Source organism: Curtobacterium sp. MCSS17_007 (assembly GCF_003234175.2).
Lineage (GTDB): Bacteria > Actinomycetota > Actinomycetes > Actinomycetales > Microbacteriaceae > Curtobacterium.
Map to the genome: position 1 here is coordinate 2488664 of NZ_CP126257.1, position 13256 is coordinate 2501919.

Consider the following 13256-nt stretch of genomic DNA (forward strand, 5'->3'; position numbering starts at 1 on the left):
GTCACGGTCCTAGAACCCGCGGTCGAGACGGTGCCACGCCTGCTGCAGGCGGAGCTCGTCCTGGAACGCGCGGGCGGTCGTGTGCTCGTCGATGACGAGGAACTCGGTGCCGACCATCGTCGCGAGGTCCTCGACGACCTGCAGGCCGACCGCGGTCGTCATGACGGTGTGGTGGGCGGCGCCGGCGGTGAGCCACGCCTCCGCGGCGACCGGGAACGACGGACGCGGCTCCCAGACGGCACGGCCGACGGGGAGCATCGGCAGCGCCTCCGTGGGCGGCACGACGTCGACGACGTTCGCGGTGAGGCGGAAGCCGTCGCGGGTGTCCGAGAGTGCGACCACGACGGCCTCGCCGGCGTCGGCGGTGAAGACCAGCCGGACCGGGTCGTCCTTGCCGCCGATGCCGAGCGGGTGGATCTCGAGGGTGGGCTTCGTGGTGGTGAGCGTCGGCGAGACCTCGAGCATGTGCGCGCCGAGGATCTTCTCGGCACCCGGGGTGAGGTCGTACGTGTAGTCCTCCATGAGGCTCGCGCCCCCGGGGAGACCGGCACCGGCGACGTTCATCGCGCGGACGAGCACGGCGGTCTTCCAGTCGCCCTCGGCGCCGAAGCCGTAGCCGTCGGCCATGAGCCGCTGGACCGCGAGGCCGGGCAGCTGCTTGAGCGTGCCGAGGTCCTCGAAGTTCGTGGTGAAGGCGGCGCTGTCGTTCTGCTCGAGCAGGGCACGGAGGCCGAGCTCGATGGCGGCGCCGTCGCGGAGCGCGTCGCGGCGCGACCCGCCGTCACGCAGGTCGTCGACCACGTCGTACTGCTGGTCGTACTCAGCCACGAGTGCGTCGACCGCAGCAGTGTCCGCCGCGGCCGCGTCGACCGCTGCGGCCAGCTCGTTCACGGCCCAGGTGTTCACCTGCACGCCGAGCTCGATCTCCGCCTCGGTCTTGTCGCCCTCGGTGACGGCGACGTAGCGCATGTTGTCACCGAACCGGGTGAGCTTGAGCTCGCGCACGGCGGCGGCACCGGCGGCCGCGCGGGTCCAGTCGGACACCCGCTGCTGCACGCGCGGGTCGGAAACGTGCCCGACCGCGGTCGCGTGCCGGACGCCGAGACGCGCCAGGGCGTACCCGAACTCACGGTCGCCGTGCGCGGCCTGGTTGAGGTTCATGAAGTCGAAGTCGATGTCGCCCCACGGCAGCGCGACGTTCGCCTGGGTGTGCAGGTGCAGCAGCGGCTTCGTGAGTGCCTGCAGCCCGCCGATCCACATCTTGGCCGGGCTGAACGTGTGCATCCACGTCGTGACGCCGATGACCTTGTCGTCCGCGCTCGCCTCGATGAGGGCACGGCGGATGCCGTCGGCGTCCTTGAGGACCGGCTTCCAGACGAGCTTCACCGGGAGCGCACCGGCGAGCTCCGCGTGCACGGCCTTGCTCTGCTCCTCGACCTGGCGCAGGGTCTCCTCGCCGTACAGGCCCTGCGACCCGGTGAGGAACCAGACCTCGTAGCTGTCGAGGGTGGCCTGGGGGTTCACCTGCGTCATCGCATGGCTCCTTCGGGGTTCTGTCCGTAGACGTTCTGGTAGCGATCGAAGAGTCGATCGATGTCGTCGGGGGCGATCGGCACGAGCGCGCCGCCCTGCTTCGCGATGTGCACGGTACGAGCGACGTCCTCGCACATCACCGCGGCCTTCACGGCGTCCTTCGCGTCCTTGCCGATCGTGAAGACGCCGTGGTTCTGCATGAGCACGGCGCGGCTCCGGTGACCGGCGAGCGTCTCGACGATGCCGCGGCCGATCGAGTCGTCGCCGATGATCGCGAACGGACCGACCGGGATCGGTCCGCCGAACTCGTCCGCCATCGCCGTGATGACGCACGGGATCTCCTCGGCGCGGGCCGCCCACGCCGTGGCGTACGTCGAGTGCGTGTGCACGACGCCGCCGACCTCGGGCATGTTCCGGTAGACGAATGCGTGCGCGGCGGTGTCGGACGACGGGCCGTGCGCGTTGCCCCAGCCGTCGGCGGGGACGCCGTCGAGGGTGCAGACCACCTGGTTCTCCGGGGTCAGGTCGTCACTGGAGACGCCGCTCGGCTTGATGACGAACAGGTCCGTGCCCGGCACGCGCTGGGAGACGTTGCCACCGGTCCAGATCACCAGGCCGTAGCGGACGAGCTCGCCGTGCAGGGACGCGACGCGCTCCCGCGCGGCGGCCACCGCCGCCCTCGTCTCGTCCGTGATCGCTTCGGTCATGCGGCTGGTTCCTCCTCGGTCTGGAGGCGCGCCTCGACCACGTCGGTCGGCTCGCCCCGGTCGGTCGTCGCGTCCTGGTCGGCCGTCGCGCCGGTGCGCGTCGCCGCTGCCGCCACGTCCTGCACGGGCAGGGCCGCGCGGTACCGGGCGAGGTAGTCCTGGAAGCCCTCGACGTCGCGCTCCTCGGGCTCGGCCACGTGCACCGCGTCGCCGCGGAACACCGTGTCGGCGAGGAAGTCCTCGAGCGGACGGTCGGTGTGCTCCAGGTAGGCGGCGAGGACCGCGATGCCCCAGGCCCCGCCTTCCCCTGCGGTCTCCTCGAGGGCGACCGGCACGCGGAGCGCGGCGGCGAGCAGGCGCTGCGGCGCACCGGGCGTGCGGAACAGCCCGCCGTGCGCGGTCATCCGGTCGACGGCGACGTCCTCGCCGTGCAGGACGTCCATGCCGATCGCGAGGGTCGCGAAGGCCCCGTGCACCTCGGAGCGGACGAGGTTGCCGAGCGTGAAGCGGGCGCCGGGCGTGCGCAGCAGCAGGGGTCGGCCGTCCTCGACGCCCGTGACGGGCTCGCCGGCGAGGTAGTTGAAGGAGAGGAGCCCGCCTGCATCCGGGTCGGCGTCGGCCGCCTCGGCCAGGAGGGTCGCGTACACGTCGTCGATGCCCACGGCGGCGGCGCCGGTCCGTTCGCTCGTCGCGTCGGCGAACCGGCCGAACACGCGTGCCCACGCGGCGATCTCGCTCGCGCCGTTGTTGCAGTGCACCATCGCGACGGCGTCACCGCTCGGGGTGGTGACGACGTCGAGTTCCTCGTGGGGTGTGCGGAGCGCCCGCTCGAGCACGACCATCGCGAAGATGCTCGTGCCGACGCTGACGTTGCCCGTCCGCGGGGCGACGGCGTTCGTGGCGACCATGCCGGTGCCCGCGTCGCCCTCGGGCGGGCAGAACGGGACGCCGGGGCGCAGCGTGCCGGTCGGGTCCAGCCATGCGGCTCCCTCGGCGGTGAGTGCGCCGGCGTCCTCCCCCGCGACGAGGACCTCGGGCAGCAGGGCGCGGAGGTCCGGGACGTGCTCGCCGAGCAGCTCCTGCGTGGTGGCGAGCATGGCGGCGTCGTAGTCGCGACGACCGGGCTCGCCCGGGGCGCTCTCGACGGGGCCGGACTCGATCGGGAACATCCCGCTCGCGTCGCCGACGCCGAGGACGTCGCGGCCGGTGAGCATCCGGTGCACGTAGCCGGCGAGGGTGGTGATGCCGGCGAGCCGGGCGACGTGGGGCTCGTCGTCGAGGACCGCCTGGTACAGGTGCGCGACGGACCAACGCTGCGGCACGTTGAAGTCGAGCGCGGCGCTCAGGCGCTCGGCAGCGGGGCCGGTCGAGGTGTTCCGCCAGGTGCGGAAGGGCACGAGCAGCTCGCCGTCCTCGTCGAACGCGAGGTAGCCGTGCATCATCGCCGAGACGCCCGCCGCACGGAAGGCCGTCGGGCGGACGCCGAACTGCCGCTCGACGTCGGCGACCAGGTCGGCGTAGGCCGCACGGACCCCGGTCTCGACGGCGACCAGCGGGTAGGTCCAGCGGCCGTCGACGTACTCGTTCTCCCACTCGTGGGAGCCGCTCGCGATGGGGCGGAGCTGCTCGTCGACGAGCACGGCCTTGATGCGGGTGGAGCCGAGCTCGATCCCGAGCGTCGTGCGGCCGTCCTCGACCAGCTGTCGGCGGTCGTCGCTCATGTGTCCTCCCGAGACCTCGTCGTCCTGCGTGAGCGCTCACATACTGGCACGTGAGCGCTCACGCGTGCAACGCGACGGCGCGCCGCGGGCACCGGGCACCCGCCGAGGCTCCGCCGAGCGGGCAGCGGGCTCCCGCCGACGCTCCGCCGAGCGGGCAACGGGCTCCCGCCGACGCTCCGCCGAGCGGGCACGATCTGTCACGCTCGGCACCCGTCGCCGACACATCTCGCCCGCTCGGTGACACGCAGGCGGCAGGTCTCGCCCGGTCGGCGGCCGACGTGCCATCCTCGCCGAACGCCACCGAGCGGGCACGATCTGTCACGCTCGACACCCGTCGCCGACACATCTCACCCGCTCGACGGCACGCGCGCGGCACGTCCTGCCCGCTCGGTGCCGAGGTCTCCACGGCGCTCCGGTCCGCCGGCTCGCTGGGCCCGCGCGCAGCCGAGCCCGCTCGACATCGGCGCGCGTCCCGGTGCCGCGACGCGCCGTCGGCGATCGTCCTCGTCGCACGACATGCCGTCACGCACGGAACTGAGCGGCATGTCGTGCGACCAGGACGCTTCGCGCAGCACCCGCGCAGCACCCGCGCAGCACCCGCGCGGCAGCCGGGCAGCGACCGCGCGCGCCGGCCGGCGGGCTACGCGCCGAGGGTGCTCTCTCGGACGACGAGCGACGGGGTGACGGCCGTCGAGACCGGGCTCCCGCCGGCGACGAGCTCGAGCAGCGCCCGGCCGGCGATGCGACCGAGTTCGTCGAGCCGCATGTCGACCGTGGTCAGCGGCGGCCGACTCGCCAGCGCCAGCACGTCCCAGTCGTCGTAGCCGGTCACCGCGACGTCGCCGGGAACCGACCGCCCGGTCTCCCGCAGGCGGTCGCACACGCCGCGGGCGATCTGGTCGTTCCCGCACAGCACGGCATCCACCGCCGACGAGCCCCGGTCGAGCACGTCCACGGCCTGCCGCCCCCAGCGCTCGGACCACTCCCCGTGCATCGGCACGCCCACCATGCGGTCCCCGATCACCGGAACAGCCCCGCGCGCCCGGTCGACCGCGGACCGCGCGTCCTCCGGACCGGTGACGACGGCGACCCGCCGCCGCCCGAGTCCGAGCAGGTGCGCGGCCGCAGCAGCAGCACCGGCGGGGTCGTCGAGCGTGACCGACACGTCCGCCAGGTCGGTCGACGGGGTCAGTGCGTAGACGACGGGCACCGGGACCGGCACCTCGATCGGCGGACGGGCGTCGGCCGACCGACCGGTGACGATGATGCCGTCGACGCCGCGGGCGACGAGCGACCGGAGGTAGTGGGCCTCGCGCACGTGGTCGTCGCGGGTGTCGGCGACCAGGACCATCATCTGGCCAGCCGACAGGGCGTCCTCGGCCCCGAGCAGCACCGGCATGGTGAACCGTCCGAACGAGTCGGTCGTGATCATGCCCACCGTGAACGTGCGGCCGGACGACAGCGCCCGTGCGCGCGCGTCACCGACGAAGCCGAGCTTGTCGGCGGCGTCCTTCACCCGACGACGGGTCTCGTCGCGCAGCTGCCCGGTGTCGTTGAGTGCCTTCGAGGCCGTCCCGATCGACACCCCGGCGAGCGCCGCGACGTCGCTGATGCGGACGGGCCGGGTGGTGTGCTCGACGGCCACGGCAACGTCCTTTCCGGCGGGGTGCTCCTGGAGAGCCTACCGCGGCAGCCTCTTGTGCACGCCTCGCGCCTGCCGTACCGTCGGTCACGGAAAGCGCTTTCCGAACGGACGGCCGCCAGTCAGACGCAAGGAGGCGCCATGACCACCACGACCGACACCACGACGGCCACCCCCGCGACCGCACGCCGCGCGCGCACCGCGACCCCGGCCCTCCCGACCGCCGGGGCGCACCTGGCGTTCCGCCCGCTCCCCGCCGGCGATGCCCGCATCACCGGGGGCTTCTGGGCCCTCCGCCAGGACCGCAACGGACGCGACGCCGTCCGCAGCGGGTACGAGCGCCTCCGCGACGCCGGCAACTTCCGGAACCTGCGGATCGCCGCGGGCGACGAGCAGGGCGAGGTGGTCGGCCCGGTCTTCATGGACTCCGACGTGACGAAGTGGCTCGAGGCGGTCGCGTGGGAGTACGGCCGCGCCCCCGCCCAGGACCTGCTCGACCTGCAGCGCGAGGTCACCGCACTGGTCGCCCGGGCGCAGGCCGAGGACGGCTACGTCGACTCCGTGCAGCAGGTCCGCGGGAACGGCGAGCGCTACGTCGACCTGAAGTGGAGCCACGAGCTCTACTGCGCCGGACACCTGTACCAGGCCGCCGTCGCGCAGCACCGTGCGACGGGCGACACCGGCCTGCTCGACGTCGCGACGAAGAACGCCGACCACCTCGTCGCCACGTTCGGTGACGGCCCCGGACAGACCGTGGACGTGGACGGCCACCCCGTGGTCGAGACGGGTCTGGTCGAGCTGTACCGCGAGACGGGGAACCGCGCCTACCTCGACCTGGCGCACTGGTTCGTCGAGGCCCGCGGCCACGGCATCATCGAGCGCGCCGGCGGCGAACCGACGTACTTCTCCGACCGGGTCCCGGTGCGCGAGGCCACCACCGTCGAGGGCCACGCGGTCCGTGCCGTGTACCTCGCCGCGGGTGCGGTGGACGTGGCGATCGAGACCGGCGACGCCGAGCTCCTCGCCGCGAGCGAGCGCCAGTTCGCCGACATGCAGGCCACGAAGGCGTTCATCACCGGCGGACTCGGTGCCCGCTGGGACTGGGAGGCGTTCGGCGACCCGTACGAGCTCCCCACCGACCGCGGCTACGCCGAGACGTGCGCCGCGATCGGCGGGATCCAGTGGGCGTGGCGTCTGCTCCTGGCGACCGGCAGGCCCGTCTACGCCGACGCGATCGAGCGGTTGCTGTACAACGCGTTCCTCGCGGGCGTGAGCCTGGCGGGCACGGAGTACTTCTACGTGAACCCGTTGCAGCACCGCGACGGCGCGCACCGGGACGAGAACCGCTCCCCCGCCCACGGTCGACGCGGCTGGTTCGACTGCGCGTGCTGCCCGCCGAACATCATGCGCACGTTCGCAAGCCTCGACGGGTACCTGGCGACCGTGACCGACGGCGGCCTGCAGGTGCACCAGTACGCGACGGCCGACCTCGGTCCGGTGCGCGTCGAGACCGGCTACCCGCACGACGGCCGCGTCGTCGTCACGGTCACCGAGGACGGCCCGCTGGCACTCGGGCTGCGCATCCCCGCCTGGTCGGACACCACCACGGTGACCACCCCCGACGGCACGGCGACGCCCGAGCCCGGCACCCTGCACGTGGTCGAGCGTGCGTGGACGGCCGGCGACGTCGTCGAGCTCGCCTTCGACACGACGCCGCACCGGTACGCGGCGGACCCCCGCATCGACGCGGCGCGGGGCCAGGTCGCGATCGAGCGGGGCCCGCTCGTGTACGCGGTCGAGCAGGCCGACCAGCAGGGCTTCACCGTCGACGACCTGACGGTCGACCCCGACGCCCCCGTCTCCGAGGAACGTCGCGACGACCTGCTCGACGGCGTCGTCACGCTGCGCGTGTCCGGGCACGCCCCGGCGCGGCACGAGCAGGCAGCGTGGCCGTACCGACGCGTGGACCGGCCGGGAGGCGCGACCCACCCCGCCGGTCCGACCACCGTCACCGACACCACCGGTCCGACGACCGCGGCCGGCCCCGCCGACGCAGCCCGCGACGACGACGCCACCGGTCCGACGACGGCGGCCCGCCCTGCCGACGCGGCCACGGGCCTCCAGGCCGTCATCGCGACCGCCGTTCCGTACTACGCCTGGGCGAACCGGGGCCCCGCGCCGATGCGCGTCTGGCTGCCGCTCGCCCGCTGAGGCCGGCCCTCCTCAGGTCGCACGACATGCCGTCCACGGCCGCGACGGACGGCACGTCGTGCGACCGGGACGAGCGCACGCGGCACGTCCTGCGACCGGGACCGAGACCGGGACCGGCGTGACGGGCACGTCCTGCGACCGGGACCGGCGGCGACGCCGCGAGCGCGCGACCGGCGTCAGCGCTCAGGCCGAGCGGCGCACCACGAGTTCGGGCAGCAGCAGCGTCTCGTCGCGCGGCTCCCCCTCGACCAGGGCGCGCACGGCCTCGAGCACGCGCTGCCCCATCGCCATGAAGTCCTGCCGCACGGTGGTGAGCGGCGGGGTGAAGTGCGCCGCCTCGGGGATGTCGTCGAACCCCACGACCGCGATGTCGTCCGGTACCCGCAGCCCCTCCTCCGCGAAGGCGTGCAGCACCCCGAGCGCCATCTGGTCGTTCCCGGCGAAGACCGCGTCGACCGCGTGTACGTCGATCGACCGGGCCGCCGCGTACCCGCTCGCCGGCGTCCAGTCACCGTCGAGCACCACGGGATCGAGCCCGGCGTCGCGCATGATCCGCGCGTACGTCTCGCGGCGCACCTCGGACTCCTGCGACACGGCGGGTCCCGCGATGTGCACGATCCGACGGTGTCCGCGCGCGAACAGGTGCTCCATCACGAGCGTCGTACCGGCTGCCTGGTCGATCGCCACCGCAGCGACGCTCCGGGCGGACGGGGTCCGGACGGCGTCCCGCTGCACGGCGTTCGCGACGACCACGGGCACGGTGACCGGCACCGTCAGCGATGCCAGGGCGTCGAGCACCCGGTTGTCCGCGGCGACCAGGACGATGGCGGCGACGTCCTGCGCGAGCAGGGTCGTGAGCGCACCGGACAGGTCGACCGGTCGGGGGTCGTCGGGCAGCGTCGAGAGCAGCACGTGGTACCCGGCGGACCGGGCTGCCCGCTCGAAGCCCACCGCCGTGCTCGACGGTCCGTAGAGCGCATCGCCGGCGGTGATGATGCCGAGCGCGCGGCTCCGGCCGCCGGCGAGCGCCCGGGCCGCGGCACGCGGGCGGTACCCGAGCTCCGCGACGGCATCGGTCACCTGCGAGCGGTAGGCCTCGCGGACGGTCGGGTCGCCGTTGATCACGCGGGAGACGGTCTGGTGGGAGACCCCGGCGCGCTCGGCGACGTCGAAGATCGTCGGGGCCTTCCGGCGTCTGCCGCCGGGGCCTCCGAGCGCGGTCGTGGTCGTCACGTCGCCGAGCGTACCGCCCGGGCCGCGCGACGAGGGAAGATCCCGAAACGGTCACGACGAGTTGACACCCCGGTACGGAACCCTCAGTATGTGAGCGCTCACACGAGCGAATCCCACGGGGCACAGCAGCCCCAGCACCCGAGCGCGTCGAGGACGACGCGAGAGGAACAGAGGTACTTCGATGATGAAGCGCAGGATCATCGCGGGGGTCGCGGCCCTCGGCATCGCGTTCTCCCTGGCAGCTTGCTCGGCCGGCGGCCGTGCATCCACCGAGGGCGGCAGCGGCGACACCGCGAACGGCAACAAGGGCGCCCTCGTCGGCGTCGCGATGCCGACCAAGGTCTCCGAGCGGTGGATCAAGGACGGCAACGCCGTCAAGAGCGACCTCGAGAAGGCCGGCTACAAGGTCGACCTCGAGTACGGCGACAACAAGGTCCAGCAGCAGGCCCAGCAGGTCAGCAACATGATCACCAAGGGCGCGAAGGTCCTGATCATCGCGTCGATCGACGGTGGCGCGCTCTCCGACCAGCTCGACGCCGCCGCCAAGGCCGGCATCAAGGTGATCTCCTACGACCGCCTGCTCACGGGCAACGAGAACGTCGACTACTACGTGTCGTTCGACAACTACAAGGTCGGCGTCGACCAGGCCACCTCGCTGCTCACGGGCCTCGGCGTGCTGGACGACAAGGGCGAGAAGACCGGCGAGAAGGGCCCCTTCAACATCGAGGTCTTCGCCGGCTCGCTCGACGACAACAACGCGGGCTTCTTCTTCAACGGCGCGATGGACACCCTCAAGCCGTACCTCGAGGACGGCACCCTGACGATCGGCTCCGGCCAGGACAAGATCTCGCAGGCCGCCACGCAGCAGTGGGACCCGGCGACCGCCAAGGCCCGCATGCAGAACCTCGTCGCGTCGACGTACTCCGGCGGCACGAAACTCGACGGCGTGCTCTCGCCCTACGACGGCATGTCGATCGGCATCATCTCGGCCCTGCAGGGCGCCGGCTACGGCTCGGGTGACCGTCCGCTCCCGGTCGTCACCGGTCAGGACGCCGAGGCGGCGTCGGTCAAGTCGATCATCGCCGGCCAGCAGTACTCCACCATCTACAAGGACACGCGCAAGCTCGCCAAGCAGTCCGTGACGATGGCCGAGGACCTGCTCTCCGGCAAGGAGCCCGAGGTCAACGACACCAAGAGCTACGACAACAAGGTCAAGGTCGTCCCGACCTACCTGTTCCAGCCCACGGTGGTGACGAAGGACAACTACAAGGAGGTCCTCGTCGACAGCGGCTACTACACCGAGGCCGACCTCAAGTAGGTCCCTCGACCCGCGGCCGGCGCACGTCGGCCCCGGGAGCGACTCGGTCGCAACCACCCACAGGACTGGAGGCGCGGTGCACCCCCGCACCGCGCCTCCCGTCCGTCTCCACCCGCGCGCACGCGCGGACGACGGAAAGGCGGTCCACATGGCGGACACCATCCTCGAGATGCGGGACATCACCAAGACCTTCCCCGGTGTGAAGGCGCTGCAGGGCGTCTCGATCGAGGTCGAGCGCGGCCAGGTCCACGCGATCTGCGGTGAGAACGGCGCCGGCAAGTCGACCCTGATGAAGGTGCTGTCGGGCGTCTACCCGCACGGCTCCTTCGACGGCGAGATCCTGCTCGACGGCAAGCCGGTGCAGTTCGGTGACATCAACGACTCCGAGAAGGCGGGCGTGGTGATCATCCACCAGGAGCTCGCCCTCAGCCCGTTCCTGTCGATCGCCGAGAACATCTTCCTCGGCAACGAGCGCGTCAAGGGCGGGCTCATCGACTGGAACCAGACGAACCTCGAGGCCGCGGCGCTGCTCAAGCGCGTCGGGCTCAAGGACAACCCGGTCACCAAGGTCACGGACATCGGTGTCGGCAAGCAGCAGCTCGTCGAGATCGCGAAGGCGCTCTCGAAGGAGGTCCGGCTCCTCATCCTCGACGAGCCCACCGCCGCGCTGAACGACGACGACTCGGACCACCTGCTCGAGCTCATCCGCTCCCTGCAGGCCGAGGGCATGACGGCGATCATCATCAGCCACAAGCTCAACGAGATCAAGGCGATCGCCGACAAGGTCACGATCATCCGCGACGGCAAGACCATCGAGACGCTCGACATGCACGCCGACGACGTCTCCGAGGACCGGATCATCCGCGGGATGGTCGGTCGCGACCTGTCCAGCCGCTACCCCGAGCGCGAGCCGAAGATCGGCGAGGAACTCCTGCGCATCGAGGACTGGACCGTCCACCACCCGCTCGACGGCTCCCGCGAGATCATCCACCAGGTGAACCTCAACGTCCGTGCAGGCGAGGTCGTCGGCATCGCCGGGCTCATGGGCGCCGGACGCACGGAGCTCGCGATGAGCGTATTCGGGCACTCGTACGGCACCGGCATCTCCGGCACCGTCTACAAGCGCGGCGTGCCGATCAAGACGAACACGGTGACGCGGGCGATCGACAACGGCATCGCCTACGCGACCGAGGACCGCAAGCGCTACGGCCTCAACCTCATCGACGACATCAAGCGGAACATCTCCGGCTCGGCGCTCGGCAAGCTCGCCGACTGGGGCTTCGTGAACGCGTCGAAGGAGACCACCGTCGCCGGCGGCTTCCTCAAGAGCATGAACATCAAGGCGCCGAACGTCGACGCCGTCACGGGCAAGCTCTCCGGCGGCAACCAGCAGAAGGTCGTCCTGTCGAAGTGGATGTACGCCGACCCCGACGTGCTCATCCTCGACGAGCCGACCCGCGGCATCGACGTCGGCGCGAAGTACGAGATCTACACGCTCATCAACGACCTGGCCGACCAGGGCAAGGGCGTCATCGTGATCTCGTCCGAGCTGCCCGAGCTGCTCGGCATCTGCGACCGCATCTACACACTCTCCGAGGGCACGATCACGGCTGACGTGCCCCGCTCCGAGGCCACGCCAGAGGTCCTCATGCAGTACATGACCCAGGAACGGGAGACCCCTGTCAATGAACGCGCTTAAGTCCGCCGTCGGCTACCTCACCGGGCAGCTCCGACAGATCGGCCTGTTCATCGCGCTGATCGTCATCGTCATCTTCTTCCAGGTGGCGACGAACGGCATCACCCTGGCCCCGATCAACGTCTCGAACCTGATCGTCCAGAACAGCTACATCCTCATCCTCGCCATCGGCATGGTGATGGTCATCATCGCCGGCCACATCGACCTGTCCGTCGGGTCGGTCGTCGCCTTCAGCGGTGCGATGGCCGGCGTGATGATCACGCAGTGGGGCCTCCCCTGGCCCGTCGCGGCGCTCCTCTGCCTCGTCGTCGGCGCCCTCGTCGGTGCATGGCAGGGCTTCTGGATCGCGTACTTCGGCATCCCGGCGTTCATCGTGACGCTCGCCGGCATGCTCGCGTTCCGCGGTGCCACCCAGATCGTGCTGCAGAACCAGCAGATCTCGCCGTTCCCCGAGGGCTTCCGCTCGCTCGGTTCCGGCTTCCTGCCGTCGTTCGGCACCACGGGCTACGAGCCGCTCACGATGATCCTCGGCATCGCGGCCGCCGCCGTCATGGTGATCGCCGCGTTCCGTGGCCGCCTCACCCGTCGCAAGTACCAGCTCGAGAGCGAGCCGTTCGCCTGGTTCATCGTGAAGACGGCCTTCGGCGCCGCACTCGTGATCTACGTCGCACTGCTGCTCGCGAGCTACAACGGCACCCCGATCGTGCTCGTCGTGCTCGGTCTGCTCGTGGTCGTCTACTCGGTGGTCATGCGCAGCTCGGTGTTCGGTCGTCATGTCTACGCGATCGGCGGCAACGCGCTCGCCGCGCAGCTGTCCGGCGTCAAGACGAAGCGCGTCACCTTCCTGCTCTTCGTGAACATGGGCGTCATCGCGGCCCTGGCGGGCGTGGTCTTCACCGGCCAGCTCAACCTGGCCGCTCCGGGTGCCGGCAACGGCTTCGAGCTCGACGCCATCGCGGCCGTGTTCATCGGTGGCGCTGCCGTCACCGGCGGCATCGGCACGGTGCCGGGAGCGATCGTCGGTGGTCTCATCATCGGCATCCTGAACAACGGCATGTCGATCCTCGGTGTCGGCACGGAGTTCCAGTCGCTCATCAAGGGCCTGGTGCTGCTCGCCGCCGTCGCGTTCGACGTGTTCAACAAGCGTCGGGCTGCGTCCGCGCGCAAGTAGAGACCGCCCGCGGTCACTCCCGAG

9 protein-coding genes are annotated in these 13256 nt (G+C 71.4%); 4 read left to right on the top strand and 5 right to left on the bottom strand.

Features of this window, described 5'->3' with window-relative positions:
* Positions 1 to 9 precede the first annotated feature (9 nt).
* From araA to DEJ22_RS11825, 4 genes are all read right to left on the bottom strand, one after another.
* Positions 10 to 1533 (bottom strand): L-arabinose isomerase, encoded by a 1524-nt coding sequence (gene araA, locus DEJ22_RS11810; RefSeq protein ID WP_111227831.1) that lies wholly within the window; start codon positions 1531 to 1533, stop codon positions 10 to 12.
* Entirely contained in the window at positions 1530 to 2240 is a 711-nt protein-coding gene (locus DEJ22_RS11815) for an L-ribulose-5-phosphate 4-epimerase (protein WP_111227830.1), read from the bottom strand. The genes araA and DEJ22_RS11815 overlap by 4 nt, the downstream gene beginning before the upstream one ends.
* Positions 2237 to 3961 (bottom strand): xylulokinase, encoded by a 1725-nt coding sequence (locus DEJ22_RS11820; protein ID WP_111227829.1) that lies wholly within the window; start codon positions 3959 to 3961, stop codon positions 2237 to 2239. Before DEJ22_RS11820 ends, DEJ22_RS11815 begins: the two co-directional genes overlap by 4 nt.
* A 640-nt stretch (positions 3962 to 4601) precedes the next feature.
* Positions 4602 to 5606, bottom strand: coding sequence for a LacI family DNA-binding transcriptional regulator (locus DEJ22_RS11825; RefSeq protein WP_111227827.1), 1005 nt, complete (start codon positions 5604 to 5606; stop codon positions 4602 to 4604).
* Between the two features lie 138 nt (positions 5607 to 5744).
* Between DEJ22_RS11825 and DEJ22_RS11830 the strand changes: the two genes are divergently transcribed.
* The gene (locus DEJ22_RS11830) at positions 5745 to 7814 is read left to right on the top strand and encodes a glycoside hydrolase family 127 protein (RefSeq protein WP_111227826.1); all 2070 of its coding nucleotides are present in this window, start codon (positions 5745 to 5747) and stop codon (positions 7812 to 7814) included.
* A 183-nt stretch (positions 7815 to 7997) separates the two neighbouring features.
* Here DEJ22_RS11830 and DEJ22_RS11835 read toward each other — a convergent pair whose 3' ends face one another.
* Positions 7998 to 9047, bottom strand: a complete 1050-nt coding sequence (locus tag DEJ22_RS11835; protein WP_111227825.1) for a LacI family DNA-binding transcriptional regulator — start codon at positions 9045 to 9047, stop codon at positions 7998 to 8000.
* Positions 9048 to 9228: 181 nt separating this feature from the next.
* Between DEJ22_RS11835 and chvE the strand changes: the two genes are divergently transcribed.
* From chvE to mmsB, 3 genes are all read left to right on the top strand, one after another.
* A complete protein-coding gene (gene chvE / locus DEJ22_RS11840) occupies positions 9229 to 10365 on the top strand; it encodes a multiple monosaccharide ABC transporter substrate-binding protein (protein ID WP_111227824.1) in 1137 nt (378 codons plus the stop codon).
* A gap of 148 nt (positions 10366 to 10513) precedes the next feature.
* Positions 10514 to 12064, top strand: coding sequence for a multiple monosaccharide ABC transporter ATP-binding protein (gene mmsA / locus DEJ22_RS11845; RefSeq protein ID WP_111227823.1), 1551 nt, complete (start codon positions 10514 to 10516; stop codon positions 12062 to 12064).
* The gene (gene mmsB, locus DEJ22_RS11850; protein WP_111227822.1) at positions 12051 to 13232 is read left to right on the top strand and encodes a multiple monosaccharide ABC transporter permease; all 1182 of its coding nucleotides are present in this window, start codon (positions 12051 to 12053) and stop codon (positions 13230 to 13232) included. The genes mmsA and mmsB overlap by 14 nt, the downstream gene beginning before the upstream one ends.
* Positions 13233 to 13256: the final 24 nt, after the last annotated feature.